Raw genomic sequence first — 16,757 nt, forward strand, 5'->3', positions numbered from 1 at the left:
ACCCACATATGCGAATGAAAAATATTTTCATTAATGCTGACGACGCGCCTCAGCGCGCCAGGATCAGCACCTCGCCACCAGCCTGCGGCTGCACCCGCACCGGCAATAGCGCCGGCAGGGCGAGGAGAAAATCGTCGGGGCGGGCGATCCGCACCGTACCGGAGACCCGCTTGCCGGCAAGCCGGGGATCTCCCAGGCGGATCGGCGCGGCGCGATAGCGCGACAGTTCCTCCACCAGTTCGCCCAGCGGCTTGTCGCGGAACACCAGTTGCCCATCGCGCCAACTGGCGACCTGCTCCGGCGCCACATGGCCGAGTTCCAGGCGCTGCTCGGCGAGGTCCAGGCGCGCGCTGTCGCCAGCCAGCAGCACATGTTCGGCATCCTTCTCCAGGGACGGCTGCAACGCCACGCGCCCCTGTTTCACCGCCACGGCGAGGGCCTGCGCGTTGCGCCGGACGCTGAACTGGGTACCGAGTACGGTGACCCGGCTGTCGCCGCTGCCGACCCGGAAAGGCCGGGCCGGATCGTGGCTGACCACGAAGAACACCTCGCCTTTCTTCAACAGCACGTCGCGGGTGCGCTCGGCGTAACGCACCTGCACCTGGGTATCGACGTCGAGGAACAGCTTCGATCCGTCCGCCAGGACCACCTCGCGCTGCTCGCCAGGTGCCGTGCCGTAGGCGAGGTTCGGTCCGAGCGACTGGTCGCGCCAGAACAGGGTGGCGACGAGCAGCGCGCAGAACACGAAGAACGCCGCCGCCAGCGCCCGGGGCAGGCGCCAGGCCGGCACCGGCTCGGGAATATCGTCCAGCGCCGGGCGCGGCAGGCCGTCGAATTCGCGCCAGAGCCGCTCCATGCCCTCGAGCGCTTCGCGATGGCGCGGATCGGCGCGTAGCCAATCCTCCAGCTCGGCCCGGCAGGCAGCGCTGAAATGCCCGGAACGACGCCGGCTGAACCAGTAGGCGGCGCGGTGATCGATGTCCTCTTCGGTTTTGTCTGCGAACAGCGGTTCCAGTCGTTCCAGCGGCTTCATCCTTCGCCTCCCTGGCCAAGCCGCCGCTTGCAGTGCAGCAAGGCGCTGGCGATGTGCTTTTCCACCATGCTCAGGGAGATTCCCATGCGCTCGGCCACTTCGACCTGGGACAGGCCGTCGAACTTGTGCAGGACGAACGCTTCGCGCCGCCGCGGCGGCAGCTCGGCCAGCGCGGCCGCCAGGTGGCTGAGACGCTGCTGCTGTTCGAAACGCTCGCCCGGCCCGGCCGCCTCGCCTTCCAGCGCGGCGGGTTCGTCGTTCGCCGCCGGCCGGTCGAGATCCTGGCCGCGGCTCTGCTGCCGGCGCCAATGGTCGCGCAACAGGTTGCGGGCGATCTGGAAAAGAAATGCGCGCGGCTGCTCGACCGATTGCCGGCCCGGCCATTTCAGCCACTGGGCGAAAGTATCCTGGGCGAGGTCGGCGGCGTCCGCCGAACTGCCCAGGTGCTTGCGCAGGAAGCGCAGCAACTCGCCATGGAACGCCTGATAGGCATGCGAGACGGAACCACGGAAGCGCTCATCCATCCGTGCATCCTCCGGCGGCGCCCCCCGCGCCGTTGACCCGCTGCAACACCTCGCCTCCCCGCTTCCGTCGGATACGGAAGTCCCTTGCAAATATGCGAATGATAATACATATCATTTCACAAGGTAAGGAAGTGCGACGGACGCGAGCTCAGCCGGCGCGGAAGATCAGGTAGTCCTCCCAGTCGTCCTCGGCCACCTGGGTCTCGCTGAGCATGCGCCCGGACTGGGAAATGCGTTCCTTGTGGACCCGCTCCGGGTCGCCGCAGACCAGGTGGTGCCAGAGCGGCAGGTCCTTGCCTTCGGCAACCAGGCGATAGCCGCAGGTCGGCGGCAACCACTGGAACTCGTCGGCCTGCGCCGGGGTGAGCTGGATACAGTCGGGGACGAAACGGATGCGCTCGGCGTAGTTGGTGCAGCGGCAGCTTTGCAGGTCGAGCAGCTTGCAGGCGATACGCGTGTAGTAGACGCTGCCGTCGTCCTCGTCCTCGAGCTTCTGCAGGCAGCACAGGCCGCAACCGTCGCACAGCGACTCCCACTCGTCCTGGTCGAGTTGGGCGAGGGTCTTGCGTTTCCAGAAGGGTTCGACTTTGGCGGCCATGGCATCGGGGGCTGGTGAAAAGGCGCGATAGTCTAGTCCCCCGCCCCCTCCAGGCCAAGCACCGGCCGGCACATGGCTACTTCAGGTAGGAACGCAGCGCGGTCACCACCAGTTCCAGGTCTTCGCGACGCTGCTCCGCGCTCGCCTGCTCGGCGCCGAGGTGTTCGCGGATGTGCCCCTCCAGCACTTCGTTCATCAGGCCGTTCACCGCACCGCGGATCGCCGCGATCTGTTGCAGCACCGCCGCGCATTCGCTGCCCTCTTCCAGCGCCTGCTCCAGCGCCCGGGTCTGCCCGGCGATGCGGCGCACCCGCGCCAGGAGCTTCTTCTTCCCATGGATGGTATGGGCCACCGCTCTCTCCTCAAGGTAATATACTGGGGTATAGTATATTTTCGACGTCTCGACAGGACAGTAGCAAATGCCCGGCACCCCGACTACCCAGCCCCTGCGCCATTCCCATCGGTTCGACCAGGGCAACCCGCTGGCCGAGCGCAACACGCGCTGGGCGGTATTGCTCACCGCCTGCATGATGGTCGCGGAAATCGCCGGCGGCTGGCTGTTCAACTCCATGGCCCTGCTCGCCGACGGCTGGCACATGAGCTCCCATGCCCTGGCCCTGGGTCTTGCGGTACTCGCCTACGGCGCCGCGCGGCGCTATGCCAACGACCCGCGCTTCAGCTTCGGTACGTGGAAGATCGAGGTGCTCGGCAGCTACACCAGCGCCCTGCTGCTTCTGCTGGTGGCCGGGCTGATGCTCTACCAATCGGTCGAACGCCTGCTCGACCCCAGCCCGATCCACTACCAGCAGGCGATGCTGGTCGCCGCGCTCGGCCTGCTGGTCAATCTCGCCTGCGCCTGGCTGCTGCGCGACGGCCATGCCCACCACGGGCACGGCCACTCGCACCACCACCACCACCACCACCACCACCACGACCATCATGCCCACCGGCACGATCTGAATCTGCGCGCCGCCTACCTGCACGTGCTGGCGGATGCCGCCACCTCGCTGCTGGCGATCGTCGCGCTGGCCGGCGGCCTGCTGTGGAACGCGGCCTGGCTGGACCCGCTGATGGGTATCGTCGGCGCGGTACTGGTCAGTGTCTGGGCATGCGGCCTGATCCGGCAGAGCAGCCGGGTATTGCTGGATGCGCAGATGGACGCGCCGGTGGCTGCGGAAATCCGCGCGGCGATCGCCAGCAGCCCGCTGCCGGCGGAACTGCTCGACCTGCACCTGTGGCAGGTCGGCCAGGGCAAGTACGCCTGCCTGCTGAGTCTGCTGACCACCGAGGAAGGCAGCGCCGACTATTTCAAGCGCCGCCTGGCCGAGCATGAGGAACTGGTGCACATCACCGTCGAGGTGAACCCGCTGCTCCCGCTCGCCGCCTGAGGGAACGCGGCTCAGTAGCCGCGAGCGAAGTCCACCTCGCCGCGCATGGCGGTACCCGCCCAGAAGCGCGCGAGGTTGTCGCGGAACAGTTCGACCATCGTCCCCGGCAGGGTCGGCGCGGCGGTGTGCCCGGTCAGCAAGAGGCGCGGGGTATGCCAGAACAGGTGGTTGGCCGGCAGCGGCTCTTCGCGGCAGACGTCGATCACCGCGCCGGCCAGTTGGTTGTTCTCCAGTGCCGCCACCAGGTCGGCGTCCACCACCGCGACACCACGCCCGGCATTGATAAACAGCGCCGAGGGCTTGAGCCGGGCGAACAGCGCACGGTCGTAGATGTCGTGGGTATCGGGGGTGTCGGGCAGCAGGTTGATCAGGTAGTCGGCCGTCTCCACCAGGCGACCGAGGTCGTCGAGCGACCCCATGCGGTTGAACGGCACCAGCGAACGCGGATTCTTCGCCACCCCGGTCAGGTCCATGCCGAAGCCGGACAGGGTATGCGCCACCGCCTGGCCGATCTCCCCGGTGCCCACGATCACCACCTGCCGGCCACGCAACCCGCCAGGCGTGCGGCTATCCCATTGCGAACCGACCTGGCTGGCCAGGCGACCGAGGAACTGGCGCTCGTGGGCGAGCATGTAGGTCAGCAGGTATTCGCTCATCACCTGGCCGAAGATGCCTACCGCGCGTGTCAGGCTGTAGTCCTTCGGCAGGTCGGCGGCCAGCAGCGGCGTGATGCCCGCCCAGGTCGACTGCACCCAGACCGGATGCACGCCCTGGCGCAGCATCTGCGCCACCAGGTCGGGCTGGCCGAGCCAGATCGAGCACTCGCTGGCGGCGTCGATGAGCTGCAGGGGATCGTCCCCCGCCACCACCTTCAGGCTGGGGTCGGCCGCCATCAGCAGCGCGGCATAGAGAGCGTGGTCACGTTCGAGAATCAGCAAGCGCATGGGTCACACTGCCAAGCCGGACAAGGGCTGGCGATCAGGCCGGAGAATATTGTTCTTTCATGCATCACGGCTCCTGGAGGGAAGCCCTCGAGAGCAGCAGGTTTGGCGCTGGTAGACCACGGTCGCTGCCAGGGGTTCCGCTATCGTGCGACATCTTGCGGACATCATGCACCGAAGGCGCAGCCTTGCACAGAGCGGGTTTCACGTCGTGAAAGTGGCGCCGGGAAGCCGGCGCCAGCGGGGTACGGCTCGCGTCAGAGCGGGTCGTTCATGCGCAGCAACTCTTCCGGGAGATGCTCGATGTACTCTTCTTCGCCCGGCGGCATCTGCAAGTGGAAGCCCTGCTTCTCGATGTTCTCCAGGACCTTGGCGACATCCTCGCGGGCCAGTTGGCGCTCGGGGGTGAGCAGCAGGTCGAAGACATGTTGCGGCGCGCCGAACGGCACCAGCAGGGCCTCGGGTACGCGGCTCAACGCCTCGCGCTTGTCGACGTAGAGGTACATCTCGTTCTTGCGCGGGCTCTTGTAGACGGAACAGATTCGTTTCATGCGCTCTCCAGGGCGTCCAGCAGGGCCTGGCCCATGCGTTCGCGGCGCCAGCCGCGGAGGGAATCGGGCAGTTCGTAGGGACCGTCGGGATAGCCGCTCTTGAGCAGTGCCTCGAGGATCTTCTTGCGCAGCATCAGCTCAGGCGCCATGCCCAGGGTCTCCGCTTCGCGCTGGCCGATGGCGCGCAGGCTCTTGAGCAGCGGGGTGACCTCCGGCGGCAGCGGCTCGGGCAGCGCCTCGGGCCATTCGCTCTGCGGCAGGCGCGAAGCCTGGGCGATCAGTTCGATGAGGAAGTCGCCGTCCTGGCGCACGGTGCGCGGATGCATGTCTTCGATCGCCGCCAGGTCGGTCTTGTTCTTCGGCAGCAGGCGCGCCAGCGGCCACAGGGTACGTTCGCGCAGCACGTGGTTGCGCGGCCGGTTGCGCAGGCGTGCCTGCTCCTCGCGCCAGGCGCAGAGTTCGCGGAGCACCGCCAGTTGCTGCGGACGCAGCCGCCAACCCAGCTTGACCTCGCGGTAGGCCTCGCGCGGATCACTCTCGCGGCAGAGGTTGGCGACCAGTTCGGCGCCGTCCTCCAGCAGCCAGGCGCGTTTCTCCTCGCTCAGCCGCGCATCCAGGGCCAGGTAGACCTGGGCGAGGTGCTGGACGTCGTCGGCGGCGTAGCGCATCTGCATCTCGGTGAGCGGCCGTTGCAACCAGTCGGAACGGGTCTCGTCCTTGGGCAGGTCGATGTCCAGCACCTCCTTCACCAGCTTCGAGTAGCCCATCGAATGGGCCATGCCGAGATAGGCGGCGGCCAACTGCGTATCGAACAGCGGCACCGGCAGGCTGCCGGTGAGGCGCAGGAACACCTCGAGGTCTTCGCTGCAGGCATGCAGCACCTTCACCACCCGCTCGTCTTCGAGCAGCTCGGCGAAGGGGCTCCAGTCCTGGATCAGCAGCGGATCGATCAGCCACTCCTGCCGGCCATCGCCCACCTGCACCAGACCGGCCGCGGGATAGAAGGTATCGACGCGCATGAACTCGGTATCGAGCGCGAGGTACGGCTGTGTGCGCCATTCCCGGCATTGCTGCGCCAGGCTGGCATCATCGCGGATCCACTGGATTTCGGGCGCGGTCACGAACATCTCCTTGGTCAAGTGCGGCGCATTATATAGAGCCTGGCGCCATGCGAGCATTCCGCTCGGCACCGCGCTTGCCGATGAGCGTAGCGAATGTCCATACTCCGCCCTTTGTCCGACAATCCGAACAAGGGAACTGCATGAAGAAGCTCAGCGGAATAATCGTCCTCCTGCTGGCTGGCGCGGCTCTTTACCTGGCCCTGAAGACCAGCCCGATCGACCCGCTCGCCTGGGATGCTCCGGCCGCTCCGCAGATGACCGGGGTCCTCGAACCCAACGACACCCTGATGAAGGCCGAGCTGCTTGGCCAGGGCCAGTTGCACGGCCCCGAGGACACCGCCGTGGACAGCCAGGGCCGCGTCTATGCCGGTCTCGCCGACGGCCGCGTGGTACGCCTGGACGCCAGCGGCAAGGTCGAGACCTTCGTCGACACCGGCGGCCGCCCGCTGGGCATGGACTTCGATGCCGCCGGCAACCTGATCCTCGCCGACGCCTGGAAAGGCCTGCTGCGCATCGATCCGCAGGGCAAGGTGGAAACCCTCGCCACCGAGGCCGACGGTGTCCCCTTCGCCTTCACCGACGACCTCGACATCGCCAGCGACGGCCGCATCTACTTCAGCGACGCTTCCAGCAAGTTCCACCAGCCCGACTACATCCTCGACCTGCTCGAGGCCCGACCGCACGGCCGCCTGCTGCGCTACGACCCGTCCACCGGCAAGACCGAGGTGCTGCTCAAGGACCTGTACTTCGCCAATGGCGTGGCACTCTCGGCAAACGAGGACTTCGTACTGGTCAACGAGACCTACCGCTATCGCATCACCCGCTACTGGCTGAAAGGCGAGAAGGCTGGCCAGCACGAGGTGTTCATCGACAACCTGCCGGGCTTGCCGGACAACCTCCAGGGCGACCGCAAGGGTACCTTCTGGGTGGCCCTGCCGACCCCGCGCAAGGCCGACGCCGACTTCCTCCACCGGCATCCCTGGCTGAAGGCGCAGCTGGCCAAGCTGCCGCGCATGTTCCTGCCCAAGCCGACCGCCTACGGGCTGGTCATCGCCATCGACGAACAGGGCAGGATCGTCCGCAGCCTGCACGACACCAGCGGCCACCACCTGCGCATGATCACCTCGGCGAAGCCGGTGGGCGACCAGCTCTACTTCGGCAGCCTGGAAAACGACCGGATCGGCCGCCTGGCGATCCCCTGAAAAGGCCGAGGCGAAAAAAAGCCCGGCGCAAGCGTCGGGCCAAGCCAATCGGACAAGCGTCCCGAGGGATAGAACACAGGAGCGGGTATCTCGGAACGAGCCGATTCTGCATGTCTGGACAAATCCCCCGCTGCCGGGCGAGGCTGATGACCGAGTAGGAATCTTCCTCGCCTGGAGCCAGCCCTTTCCTTTCGCCATTTCTCCGCCTCGCCGCGCGACGCCGGGATGACGCGACGCGGTCCAAGGGGCATGATCCACCCATTCGCCACCGGCTTTGCTTCCCGACCCAAGGAGTCCGCGATGTCGTCCGCCCAACTGCTGACCGCGCAACAACTGGCCGCCCGCCTCAGCGAACCCGACCTGCTGGTCCTCGACTGCCGTTTCGCCCTCGAAGACCCGTCCTACGGTGCCCGCGTCTATCAGGAGAACCACATTCCCGGCGCGCATTTCGCCGACCTCGAACGGGATCTTTCCGCTCCCGTGCGCAAGGGCGTGACCGGTCGCCATCCGCTGCCGGATCCCGCCGAGCTAGCGCTCAAGCTACAAGCCTGGGGCCTGCGCCAGGATAGCCAGGTGGTGCTCTACGACGACGGCCCCGGCGCATTCGCCGCCCGCGCCTGGTGGCTGTTGCATTGGCTGGGCAAGCGCGATGGGGTCTACCTCCTCGATGGCGGCCTGGCGGCCTGGAAGGCTGCGGGGCTGGCACTGACCAATGGCGAAAGCAGTCTTCGACCCGGCGATTTCCAGGGCCAGCCCGATGCCTCGCTGCTGATCGACGCCGCCACCCTCCAGGCCCAACTGGGCCAACCCGGACTGGCGCTGCTCGATGCTCGCGCGCAGCCGCGCTTCCGTGGCGAAGTCGAGCCCATAGATCCGGTCGCCGGGCACATTCCCGGTGCCCAGTGCGCCGCCTTCACCGACAACCTTGGCAGCGACGGCCGCTTCCTTCCGCCGGAACAATTGCACCAGCGGTTCTCCGCCCTGTTGCGCGGTCGCCCGGTGGACGAGCTGGTTGCCTACTGCGGCTCCGGCGTCACCGCCTGCCACAACCTGTTCGCCCTGAGCCTCGCCGGCTTCCCGCTTCCGCGCCTCTACGCCGGCTCGTGGAGCGAGTGGATCACCGACCCGCGCCGCCCGGTCGCCACCGGCGACTGACGCCATACGCTCGGACGCGGCTTACGCCGCGTCGGGCAGCTTCCTGAAGTAGTCGAGCAACTCCTTCTGCAACGCCTCGTTGCGGAACAGCCCGAAATGCCCGACTGCCCCCTCGGCCCGTCCCTTGCGACGCAACTCCAGGTGCGCCGCGGCATAGACCTGGTGAAGCTTTTCCGCCGCAGTCCACGGCACGTAGTCGTCGTCCTCGAACAGGAAGCTGGCGACGGGGATGTCCAGCGCCTCGTAACCCTGCCGCTGCAATCCGAAGCGCGGTGCCAGGAGGTAGTCCGGCTGCCGCACCCAGCGCGCCCAGTCGCGCATGAAATGACTCGGCATATCCAGGCTGCCGAGGCCGAAGAAACGACTGGGAAAGCGTCGGAGCAGTCCGGTCAGTAGCGGCACCGCCACGCAGAACAGGCCGAACATCTGCCAGCGTTGCCTGCCTCGCCAGCGCCTCCAGTACGGAAACGAACCGGCGACGAACGCGGCGCCGCTCAATCCGCTGGCCTGACCAGCCAGACCGAGCAACTGCGCGCCGATGCTGTGGCCGACGAAATAGCGCGGTAGCTCCGGCGCGCGCGCTCGGCACCAGGCCAGCGCCGCATCGATGTCCTCGCGTCCCCAGTCGGCCAGGCGATAGCTAGCCACGGCAGGGTCGTCGCCTTCGCTGCCGCGGTAGCTGAACAACAGCACCTCATAGCCGGAAGCCGCGGCCAGGACGGCGAAGCGCTGGTAGAAGGCGCGCCTGACGCCGAGCGCGCAGGCCACCACGATGCTCCCCTGCGCATCGCCGACGGCCGGGAAGTGGTCGCCGGCCAGGCGCACACCGTCACGGCAGGCGATCTCCACTGCGGTACTCATTCGCTCCCTCCTTTGCCGTGCGGGTTCGAGCAGCCGGGACGGACGCAATGCTCGACGGATCGCCAGGCGTGCTAGCATGAACATACCGACGGTATGTAAGAAGGCAACAGTATGAATGTCAAGAGCAGGCAGCAGGAAAATGCCGAGGCGACCCGCGAGGCGCTGCTGGAAAGCGCCCTCTCCGCCTTCATCGAACATGGCTATGGCGGCGTCTCCATCGACGCCATCGCCCGCGAGGCGCGCGTGACCAAGGGCGCGTTCTACCACCACTTCGGCAGCAAGCAGGAACTGCTCGCCGAATGCTACGAACGCCAGGTACGGACGATCGCCGAGGACCTGGACAGGGTGCCGGCGCATGTCGACAAGTGGGCGGAGGCCGCCGCACTGGCCGAGGCCTTCATCGACAGCGTGATGGCGCGCGGCAAGCGGCAACTGTCGCTGCAGGAGGTGATCACGGTCGTCGGCTGGGAGCGATGGAAACGCATCGACTCGCGCCACACGCTGCGCTACGTCGGGCGCCTGGTGGACGAACTGGCGGCCAGTGGCGAACTCAAGGACTACCGCCGGGAAACCCTGGTCGGCCAGCTCTACGGCTTCCTTACCCAGGCCGCGATGAGTCTTCGCGATGCACGCAACAAGCGGCAAGCGGCCAATGAAGTGAAAGCCATCATCCGCGACTTCCTCTACAGCCTGCGCAGGGGCTGAGAATGCCGCCCAGCACAAGCGAAGCAAGGACGCGCCGGTTTAATTTCCAGCAGGCATATCAGTCGTTCTCTAAAGCTGGAAACAATTTAAAAACAGTCCTTTACAGCCGATTTGTTTCACTACACTTCAAATCAAGCGGCTAAGTCCGCTATCGGCGGGGCCATCGGAATAGAAGCTGCCAAACTGCCCGGCCCCGCCGATCCACCTTGCGCGAGGCCGTCATGGGTATTTCCGCCAACGATCTTTGCCAGCACGTGATACGCCCGACCCTGGACTACCTGTCCTGCCACAGCCCCGCCGCCGAAGCGCTGCTGCTGGGCGCGGCGGCCTGCCAGTCGGCGCTGGGGAGCGCCCTCGACGACCGCCGTGGCCACGGCCTGTACCGGATCGCCAGCGAACGCCACCAGCAGCTCTGGGACCAGTACCTGGCGCTGGACCCGGAGCGCGCCAGCCGGGTCCGCGGCCTGGCCAGCCAGCATGCCTTCCTCGCCGCGCCGCACCTGGAACTGACGGTGAACCTGCGCTACAGCACGGCCATCGCCTGGTCGCTGGTGGAAGCCGCGCGACTGCCACTGCCCGACCAGCACGACCACCTCGCCCAGGCTCGCGTGTGGCGCCAGGTATTCCAGCCGCACGGTCGCCTGCACGAGTTCATCGACGCCTGGCAACGCTGCATCGGCAGCCTCAGCCAGGTCGCCTGACGGCGAATGGAAAAATCTCGCGTCCGAAACAGACCAACCGGTCAGAAAATTTTTTACATACAGACACGAACGGTTGCGCTACCTTCGCTTCACTGGCACCGGAGCCAACCGCTCTGTTCCGCACCCTGCGGAACTTCGGAACACTGGCGCCGGTCTGGGAATCTTGGTAGTTTGCGCGCCGTTATACACAGGAGTTGCTCCAACAATGAAAACAATATGGTTTAAAACCTCTCTCGCACTGACCATTAGCGCTGTCTCCACCTACACCCTCGCCAACGGCATCGCCATCAACGAACAGAGCGCCAGCGGCGCCGGCACCGCCTACGCCGGCCGCGCCTCGTCCGCGCTCGATGCCAGCACCATCTACGGCAACCCGGCCGGCCTGTCCAAGCTGAAACGCACCGAAGTCAGCGGCGGTCTGGCCATCGTCAAGGCCAAGGACGACATCAGCCAGGCCCACAGCACCGCCCAGGGCAGCAACAAGGGCGACTCGGTACCGCTGGCCGCCGTACCGTTCGGCTACTTCTCCACGCCGATCAACGAAGATTTCACTTTCGGCCTGGGCATCTACGTGCCCTACGGCATCATCAACGATTACGAAAACGGCTTCATGGGCAGCTCCCACGGCTCCTATAGCAAGGTGCAGGTGATCACCGTGCAGCCGACCATCGCCTGGAAGATCAACGACAAGGTTTCCGTCGGCTTCGGTCCGACCTTCAACCGCATCGACGGCCAGTTGAAGAACACCCTGGCCACCAATGGCCTGCTCGGCAGCAACGGCGATACCAAGATCAACATCAAGGGCGACGACACCGCCATCGGCTACAACGTCGGCGTGATGGTCGACCTGACCGACGACACCACCTGGGGCCTGACCTACCACTCCAAGGTCAAGTACCACCTGGGCGGCAACACCGAAGTGAAGAACGCTCCGGGTGCCCTGGGCCTGAACGGCAAGTACGATGCCAAGCTGGACATCACCCTGCCGGAATCGGTGGATACCTCCATCACCCACAAGTTCGACGACAAGTGGACGGGCTACCTGGGCGCCGTCTGGACCCGCTGGAGCCGCCTGGAGAAGATCGAGGTGCGCAACAGCGGCGTACCGGCGCTCGGCCAGGCCCTGGGCTTCAACACCATCGGCGAAGACCTGAACTGGCGCGACACCTGGTCCTTCTCGGTAGGTACCTCCTACCAGGCCACCCCGGAGTGGGTGCTGCGCACCGGCTTTGCCTACGAGCCGTCGCCGACCTCCAACGAGGACCGCAACGTACGCATCCCGGTGGGCGACCGCAAGGTCTTCACCGTCGGTGCCGGCTGGTCGCCGAACCAGGACCTGACCGTCGACGTGGCCTACGCCTACCTGTGGGAAACCACCGCCGGCGTCAACCAGGAAGGCAGCGCCCTGCAGCCGGCCTACAGCGCCAAGTACGACAACAGCGCGCATGGCCTGACCGCCCAGGTCACCTATCGTTTCTGATCGCACGCGCCAACGAAGAAGCCGGGCAATGCCCGGCTTTTTCATGCCTGGCCGCCCCTCAGGGCTGGCTGGCGATGGCCTTCTCGATGGCGGCCTGGAGCTGCGGATCGTCCGGGGTGGTCTTGCTGGAGAACTGCGCGACCACCCTGCCCTGGCGATCCACCACGTACTTGTAGAAATTCCAGCGCGGCGCCTGGCCGCTCTGCTCGGCCAACTGGCGGAACAGCGGGATCGCCTCGTCGCCGCGCACGTGCTGCGGCTGGGTCATGGCGAAGGTCACGCCGTAGTTGCCATAGCAGATCTTCGCGGTCTCGGCGGTATCCGCGGCTTCCTGCTTGAAGTCGTCGGAAGGTACCCCGAGCACTTCCAGGCCCTGCCCCTTGTAACGCTGGTAGAGCGCCTCGAGCCCCTTGAACTGCGGGGTGAAGCCACAGTGGCTGGCAGTGTTGACCACCACCAGCGGCTTGCCGGCGTAACGCTGGCAAAGATCGATGCTTTCCTTGGAACGCAGCTTGGTCAACTGGCCCTGCAACAGTTCCGGGCAATCGGCGGCCCAGCCGCTCAGCGGCAGCCCGGCGAGCGCCAGGACGGACAACAGCACGCGAGGTTTCATGGAATGGCTCCTTGGCGACGAATGTCCCAGCTTACCCTTCCCCGCGCCTATCGCCACCTATCAGCATGCGCCCATGCCCAGTTCCAGCAGCGCCAGTCCGCCACGCTGCCAGCCCCACCAGGCGAGTCCCAGCAGCGCCCCGGCGGCGAGCAGCCAGGCCAGTTTCACGCCGCGCCTCCGGCCACCTGCAGGCGCGCCACCGGACGCTCGCGCACCGGCCAGTTGAGCAGCGCCGCGAGCAGGCTTAGCAGGATCGACAACTGCCAGACCAGGTCGTAGCTGCCGGTGCGGTCGTAGACCACCCCGCCCAGCCAGCCGCCGAGGAAGGCGCCCAACTGGTGGAAGAGGAACACGATGCCGCCGAGCATCGACAGGTTGCGCACGCCGAACAGGGTCGCCACGGTGCCGTTGGTCAGGGGCACCGTGGACAGCCACAGCAGCCCCATGGCCACGCCGAAGGCGTAGGCGCTGTAGACGCTCAGCGGCAGCCAGAGGAACAGCACGATCACTACCCCGCGCACCAGGTACAGCGCGGTCAGCAGGCGCGGCTTCGACCAGCGCCCGCCGAGCCAGCCGGCGATGTAGGTGCCGAACACGTTGAACAGCCCGACCAGCGCCAGCACCGTGGTGCCGACCTGCGCCGGCAGGTGCTGGTCGACCAGGTAGGCCGGCAGGTGTACGCCGATGAACACCACCTGGAAGCCGCAGACGAAGAAGCCCAGCGCCAGCAGCCAGAACCCGGAATGCGCGCAGGCCTCGCGCAGCGCTTCGCCGAGGCTCTGTTCGTGGCCCTGCAGCGGCAACGGGCGATCCTTCATCAGCCCGGCCAGCGGCACGATCAGCGCCACCAGCAGGCCCAGGGCGAGCAGGGCCGAGGACCAGCCCAGCCAGCCGATCAGGCCGAGGGTACCGGGCAGCATGGCGAACTGGCCGAAGGAGCCGGCCGCGCTGGAGATACCCATCGCCATGCTGCGCTGCTCCGCCGGCACTGCGCGGCCGACGGCGCCGAGGATCACCGAGAACGAGGTGCCGGAAAGGCCCAGGCCGATCAGCAGGCCGGCGCTCAGCGACAGCCCGGTGGCCGACTGCGAGAGTCCCATCAGGACCAGACCGAGGGCGTACAGCAGGCCCCCCACCAGCACCGCCCGCGCCGCGCCGTAGCGGTCGGCGAGCGCCCCGGTGAACGGCTGGGCCAGGCCCCAGACCAGGTTCTGCAAGGCGATGGCGAAGGCGAAGACTTCGCGGCCCCAGCCGAAGTCGGCGCTCATCGGCGCGAGGAACAGGCCGAAGCCATGTCGCACGCCGAGGGACAGGGCGAGGATCAGGGCTCCGGACAGCAGGATCCAGAAGGCGGCACGCGGCATGGGTCGCTCCATCTACGGGTATATACCCGCTTTATCGTGAACGAAGCGCCTCGGCGAGAGGCTTCGTCGGTTGTCAGTCCAGTCGCTCCAGTTCCGCCAGCAACGCCGCCAAGGCGCCGCTGCGCTCCTCGCCAAGGCGCCCGGCGAGACGCCGCTGCGCATCTTCCCAGGCCGGCGTTCCGCGCTCCAGGGCATCCAGCCCGGCAGGCGTCAGCTCGACCAGGCGGTTGCGCTGGTCCTCGCCACCGGTCAGGCGCAGCAGGCCGTCGCCTTCCAGCACCCGCAGGTTGCGACCGAGGGTGCTGCGGTCGAGTCCCATGGCTTCGGCGAGTTCGGAAATGCTCGGCCGGTCCAGGCGCCGCAGGTGCCGCAGCAGGGAAAACTGCGCCACCTTGAGGCCGGTATCGGCCAGCGCCTCGTCGTAGAAGCGGGAAACGCTGCGGGCGGCGCGACGCAGTTTGGTACAGAGGCATTGGGTCGGTAGCATGGATGCGTGTATATACCCGTACTTCTCGACGGTCAAGCGGATTGTCCGAACTGCCAACGCCGTCTGTTGCCCCTGCCAAGGCCGGACGCCGGGCGCTGGCCTATAACTCGCGCTGTCAGCGGCGACCGGGAGCACCCGGCGCCCTCCATCCATCGCCGAGGTAGCCATGCCCGTTTACAAAGCCCCGCTGCGCGACACGCGCTTCCTGCTCAACGAAGTCTTCGATTTCCCCGAGCATTACCGCAACCTGGTCAACGGAGCCGAAGCCACGCCGGACATGGTCGATGCGATCCTCGGCGAATGCGCGAAGCTCTGCGAGGAAGTGATCGCCCCGCTCTACCACAGCGGCGACGAGGAAGGCTGCCACCTGGAGAACGGCGAAGTACGGACGCCGAAGGGCTACAAGGAAGCCTACGAGGCCTATGTCGCCGGCGGCTGGCAGGGCCTCTCGCACCCGGTGGAGTACGGTGGCCAGGGCCTGCCGATGAGCCTCGGCGCGCTCAAGCAGGAGATGATGGGCACCGCCAACTGGCCGTTCTCCATGTATCCCGGCCTCTCCCTCGGCGCGATGAACACCCTGATGCAGCACGGCACCGAGGAACAGAAGCAGACCTACCTGGTTCCGCTCACCGAGGGCCGCTGGGGCGGCACCATGTGCCTCACCGAGCCGCAGTGCGGCACCGATCTCGGCCAGGTGAAGACCCGCGCCGAGGCCAACCCCGACGGTAGCTACGCCATCAGCGGGACGAAGATATTCATCTCTTCCGGCGAACACGACCTGACCGAGAACATCGTCCACATCGTCCTCGCCCGCCTGCCGGACGCACCGAAGGGCACCCGCGGCATTTCCCTGTTCATCGTGCCCAAGTTCCTTCCCGGCGAAGGCGGCGCGCTCGGCCCGCGCAACGGCGTGAGTTGCGGCGCGCTGGAGAAGAAGATGGGGATCAAGGCCTCGGCCCCCTGCGTGATGAACTTCGACGGCGCCACCGGCTTCCTCATCGGACCGCCGAACAAGGGCCTGGAATGCATGTTCACCTTCATGAACAGCGCCCGCATCGGCACCGCCATCCAGGGCGTGGCCACCGCCGAGCTGGCCTACCAGGGCGCCCTCGCCTACGCCCGCGAACGCCGCTCCATGCGCGCGCTCTCCGGGACCAAGGAACCCGACCAGGTCGCCGACAGCCTGATGCACCACGGTGACGTGCGGCGCATGCTGCTGACCCAGAAAGCCATCGCCGAAGGCGGCCGGGCGCTGGTCTACCTGGCCACCCAGTACGCCGACCGGATGATCCAGGGCATCCTCAGCAACGACGACGCCGAATACGAACGCTGGGACGACAAGCTCGGCTTCCTCACGCCGATCCTCAAGGGCTGCCTGACCGAACTCGGCCTGGAAAGCGCCAACCTCGGCATGCAGGTGTTCGGCGGCCACGGCTATATCCGCGAACACGGCATGGAGCAGATCGTCCGCGACGCGCGGATCGCCACCCTCTACGAAGGCACCACCGGCATCCAGGCCCTCGACCTGCTAGGCCGCAAGGTCCTGCTGATGACCCAGGGCAAGGCCGTGCGCGACTTCACCAGGGGCGTGGCCCGGTTCGCCGTCGACCTGCTGAAGAACGAGCCGCGCATGCGCGGCCGCGCCCTGGTGCTGCTCAAGCTCTGCGCCCAATGGAACCTGCTGACCCTGCGCATTGCCCTCACCGCGCGCAAGCAACGCGATCTGGTGAGCACCGCCAGCCACGACTATCTGATGTTCTCCGGCTACGCCACGCTGGCCTATTCCTGGGCCCTCCAGGAAGCCGCTGCGCGCCGGCGACTGCGCCAGGGCGGCAGCGAGTCGGCGGACTTCTACAAGGCCAAGATCGCCACCAGCGAGTTCTACTTCGCCCGCCTGCTTCCGCGCGCCAAGGGCCACGCGGCGGCAATGGCGAAGCCGACGGGTTCGATCATGGACCTGAAGAGCGAGCACTTCGCCTTCGACTGAGGCGACCACCCGCAGCGCGCCAGCGGAGCCTCAGTCTCCGCTGGCG

Annotated in this window: 18 protein-coding genes; 7 read left to right on the top strand and 11 right to left on the bottom strand. The window is 66.8% G+C overall.

Features of this window, described 5'->3' with window-relative positions; all coding sequences use genetic code 11:
* Positions 1 to 49: 49 nt before the first annotated feature.
* From HMPREF2716_RS15565 to HMPREF2716_RS15580, 4 genes are all read right to left on the bottom strand, one after another.
* Positions 50 to 1,033 (bottom strand): FecR family protein, encoded by a 984-nt coding sequence (locus HMPREF2716_RS15565; protein WP_023081863.1) that lies wholly within the window; start codon positions 1,031 to 1,033, stop codon positions 50 to 52.
* Positions 1,030 to 1,557 carry an RNA polymerase sigma factor gene (locus tag HMPREF2716_RS15570; RefSeq protein WP_003082669.1) on the bottom strand — a complete coding sequence of 176 codons (528 nt, stop codon included), beginning with the start codon at positions 1,555 to 1,557 and terminating at the stop codon, positions 1,030 to 1,032. Before HMPREF2716_RS15570 ends, HMPREF2716_RS15565 begins: the two co-directional genes overlap by 4 nt.
* A 148-nt stretch (positions 1,558 to 1,705) precedes the next feature.
* Positions 1,706 to 2,155 carry a YcgN family cysteine cluster protein gene (locus tag HMPREF2716_RS15575; RefSeq protein WP_003082662.1) on the bottom strand — a complete coding sequence of 150 codons (450 nt, stop codon included), beginning with the start codon at positions 2,153 to 2,155 and terminating at the stop codon, positions 1,706 to 1,708.
* Between the two features lie 76 nt (positions 2,156 to 2,231).
* A complete protein-coding gene (locus HMPREF2716_RS15580; RefSeq protein ID WP_003082658.1) occupies positions 2,232 to 2,507 on the bottom strand; it encodes a metal/formaldehyde-sensitive transcriptional repressor in 276 nt (91 codons plus the stop codon).
* Positions 2,508 to 2,574: 67 nt separating this feature from the next.
* On the opposite strand from HMPREF2716_RS15580, the gene aitP reads away from it, so the two are divergent.
* Entirely contained in the window at positions 2,575 to 3,543 is a 969-nt protein-coding gene (gene aitP, locus HMPREF2716_RS15585) for a CDF family iron/cobalt efflux transporter AitP (protein WP_019725985.1), read from the top strand.
* Between the two features lie 11 nt (positions 3,544 to 3,554).
* On the opposite strand, the gene HMPREF2716_RS15590 is transcribed toward aitP, so the two are convergent.
* The 3 genes from HMPREF2716_RS15590 to rnd form a co-directional block, all read right to left on the bottom strand.
* On the bottom strand, positions 3,555 to 4,487 hold the full coding sequence (locus HMPREF2716_RS15590) for a D-2-hydroxyacid dehydrogenase (protein ID WP_043492145.1): 933 nt from the start codon (positions 4,485 to 4,487) through the stop codon (positions 3,555 to 3,557).
* Between the two features lie 254 nt (positions 4,488 to 4,741).
* The gene (locus tag HMPREF2716_RS15595) at positions 4,742 to 5,035 is read right to left on the bottom strand and encodes a YcgL domain-containing protein (RefSeq protein WP_003082651.1); all 294 of its coding nucleotides are present in this window, start codon (positions 5,033 to 5,035) and stop codon (positions 4,742 to 4,744) included.
* Positions 5,032 to 6,156 (bottom strand): ribonuclease D, encoded by a 1,125-nt coding sequence (rnd, locus tag HMPREF2716_RS15600; RefSeq protein WP_003145300.1) that lies wholly within the window; start codon positions 6,154 to 6,156, stop codon positions 5,032 to 5,034. Before rnd ends, HMPREF2716_RS15595 begins: the two co-directional genes overlap by 4 nt.
* A gap of 140 nt (positions 6,157 to 6,296) precedes the next feature.
* Here rnd and HMPREF2716_RS15605 point away from each other — a divergent pair, with 140 nt between their 5' ends.
* Complete coding sequence (locus HMPREF2716_RS15605) at positions 6,297 to 7,358, top strand: SMP-30/gluconolactonase/LRE family protein (RefSeq protein ID WP_003082649.1); 1,062 nt, start codon at positions 6,297 to 6,299, stop codon at positions 7,356 to 7,358.
* Positions 7,359 to 7,658: 300 nt separating this feature from the next.
* Positions 7,659 to 8,513 (top strand): sulfurtransferase, encoded by an 855-nt coding sequence (locus HMPREF2716_RS15610; RefSeq protein WP_003109274.1) that lies wholly within the window; start codon positions 7,659 to 7,661, stop codon positions 8,511 to 8,513.
* Positions 8,514 to 8,534: 21 nt separating this feature from the next.
* Here the strand turns inward: HMPREF2716_RS15610 and HMPREF2716_RS15615 are convergent, their stop codons facing one another.
* A complete protein-coding gene (locus HMPREF2716_RS15615) occupies positions 8,535 to 9,374 on the bottom strand; it encodes an alpha/beta hydrolase family protein (RefSeq protein WP_043494727.1) in 840 nt (279 codons plus the stop codon).
* Positions 9,375 to 9,485: 111 nt separating this feature from the next.
* Here HMPREF2716_RS15615 and HMPREF2716_RS15620 point away from each other — a divergent pair, with 111 nt between their 5' ends.
* The 3 genes from HMPREF2716_RS15620 to HMPREF2716_RS15630 all read left to right on the top strand — a co-directional run bounded on the left by HMPREF2716_RS15620 (position 9,486) and on the right by HMPREF2716_RS15630 (position 12,260).
* Complete coding sequence (locus HMPREF2716_RS15620; RefSeq protein WP_003082643.1) at positions 9,486 to 10,079, top strand: TetR family transcriptional regulator; 594 nt, start codon at positions 9,486 to 9,488, stop codon at positions 10,077 to 10,079.
* Positions 10,080 to 10,300: 221 nt separating this feature from the next.
* The gene (locus tag HMPREF2716_RS15625) at positions 10,301 to 10,780 is read left to right on the top strand and encodes a hypothetical protein (RefSeq protein ID WP_003082640.1); all 480 of its coding nucleotides are present in this window, start codon (positions 10,301 to 10,303) and stop codon (positions 10,778 to 10,780) included.
* Positions 10,781 to 10,985: 205 nt separating this feature from the next.
* Positions 10,986 to 12,260: an outer membrane protein transport protein gene (locus HMPREF2716_RS15630; protein WP_003082638.1), complete on the top strand. Its 1,275-nt coding sequence runs from the start codon at positions 10,986 to 10,988 to the stop codon at positions 12,258 to 12,260.
* 58 nt (positions 12,261 to 12,318) lie between these two features.
* On the opposite strand, the gene HMPREF2716_RS15635 is transcribed toward HMPREF2716_RS15630, so the two are convergent.
* The 3 genes from HMPREF2716_RS15635 to HMPREF2716_RS15645 all read right to left on the bottom strand — a co-directional run bounded on the left by HMPREF2716_RS15635 (position 12,319) and on the right by HMPREF2716_RS15645 (position 14,760).
* Positions 12,319 to 12,873, bottom strand: coding sequence for a glutathione peroxidase (locus HMPREF2716_RS15635; RefSeq protein WP_003082631.1), 555 nt, complete (start codon positions 12,871 to 12,873; stop codon positions 12,319 to 12,321).
* 164 nt (positions 12,874 to 13,037) lie between these two features.
* Positions 13,038 to 14,237 carry an MFS transporter gene (locus tag HMPREF2716_RS15640; RefSeq protein ID WP_014603139.1) on the bottom strand — a complete coding sequence of 400 codons (1,200 nt, stop codon included), beginning with the start codon at positions 14,235 to 14,237 and terminating at the stop codon, positions 13,038 to 13,040.
* 73 nt (positions 14,238 to 14,310) lie between these two features.
* Positions 14,311 to 14,760, bottom strand: a complete 450-nt coding sequence (locus tag HMPREF2716_RS15645) for a MarR family winged helix-turn-helix transcriptional regulator (RefSeq protein ID WP_003123092.1) — start codon at positions 14,758 to 14,760, stop codon at positions 14,311 to 14,313.
* A gap of 130 nt (positions 14,761 to 14,890) precedes the next feature.
* Between HMPREF2716_RS15645 and HMPREF2716_RS15650 the strand changes: the two genes are divergently transcribed.
* Positions 14,891 to 16,711, top strand: coding sequence for an acyl-CoA dehydrogenase C-terminal domain-containing protein (locus HMPREF2716_RS15650; protein WP_070621952.1), 1,821 nt, complete (start codon positions 14,891 to 14,893; stop codon positions 16,709 to 16,711).
* Positions 16,712 to 16,757: the final 46 nt, after the last annotated feature.

The sequence above is a fragment of the Pseudomonas sp. HMSC076A11 genome (assembly GCF_001810205.1).
Classification (GTDB): domain Bacteria; phylum Pseudomonadota; class Gammaproteobacteria; order Pseudomonadales; family Pseudomonadaceae; genus Pseudomonas; species Pseudomonas aeruginosa.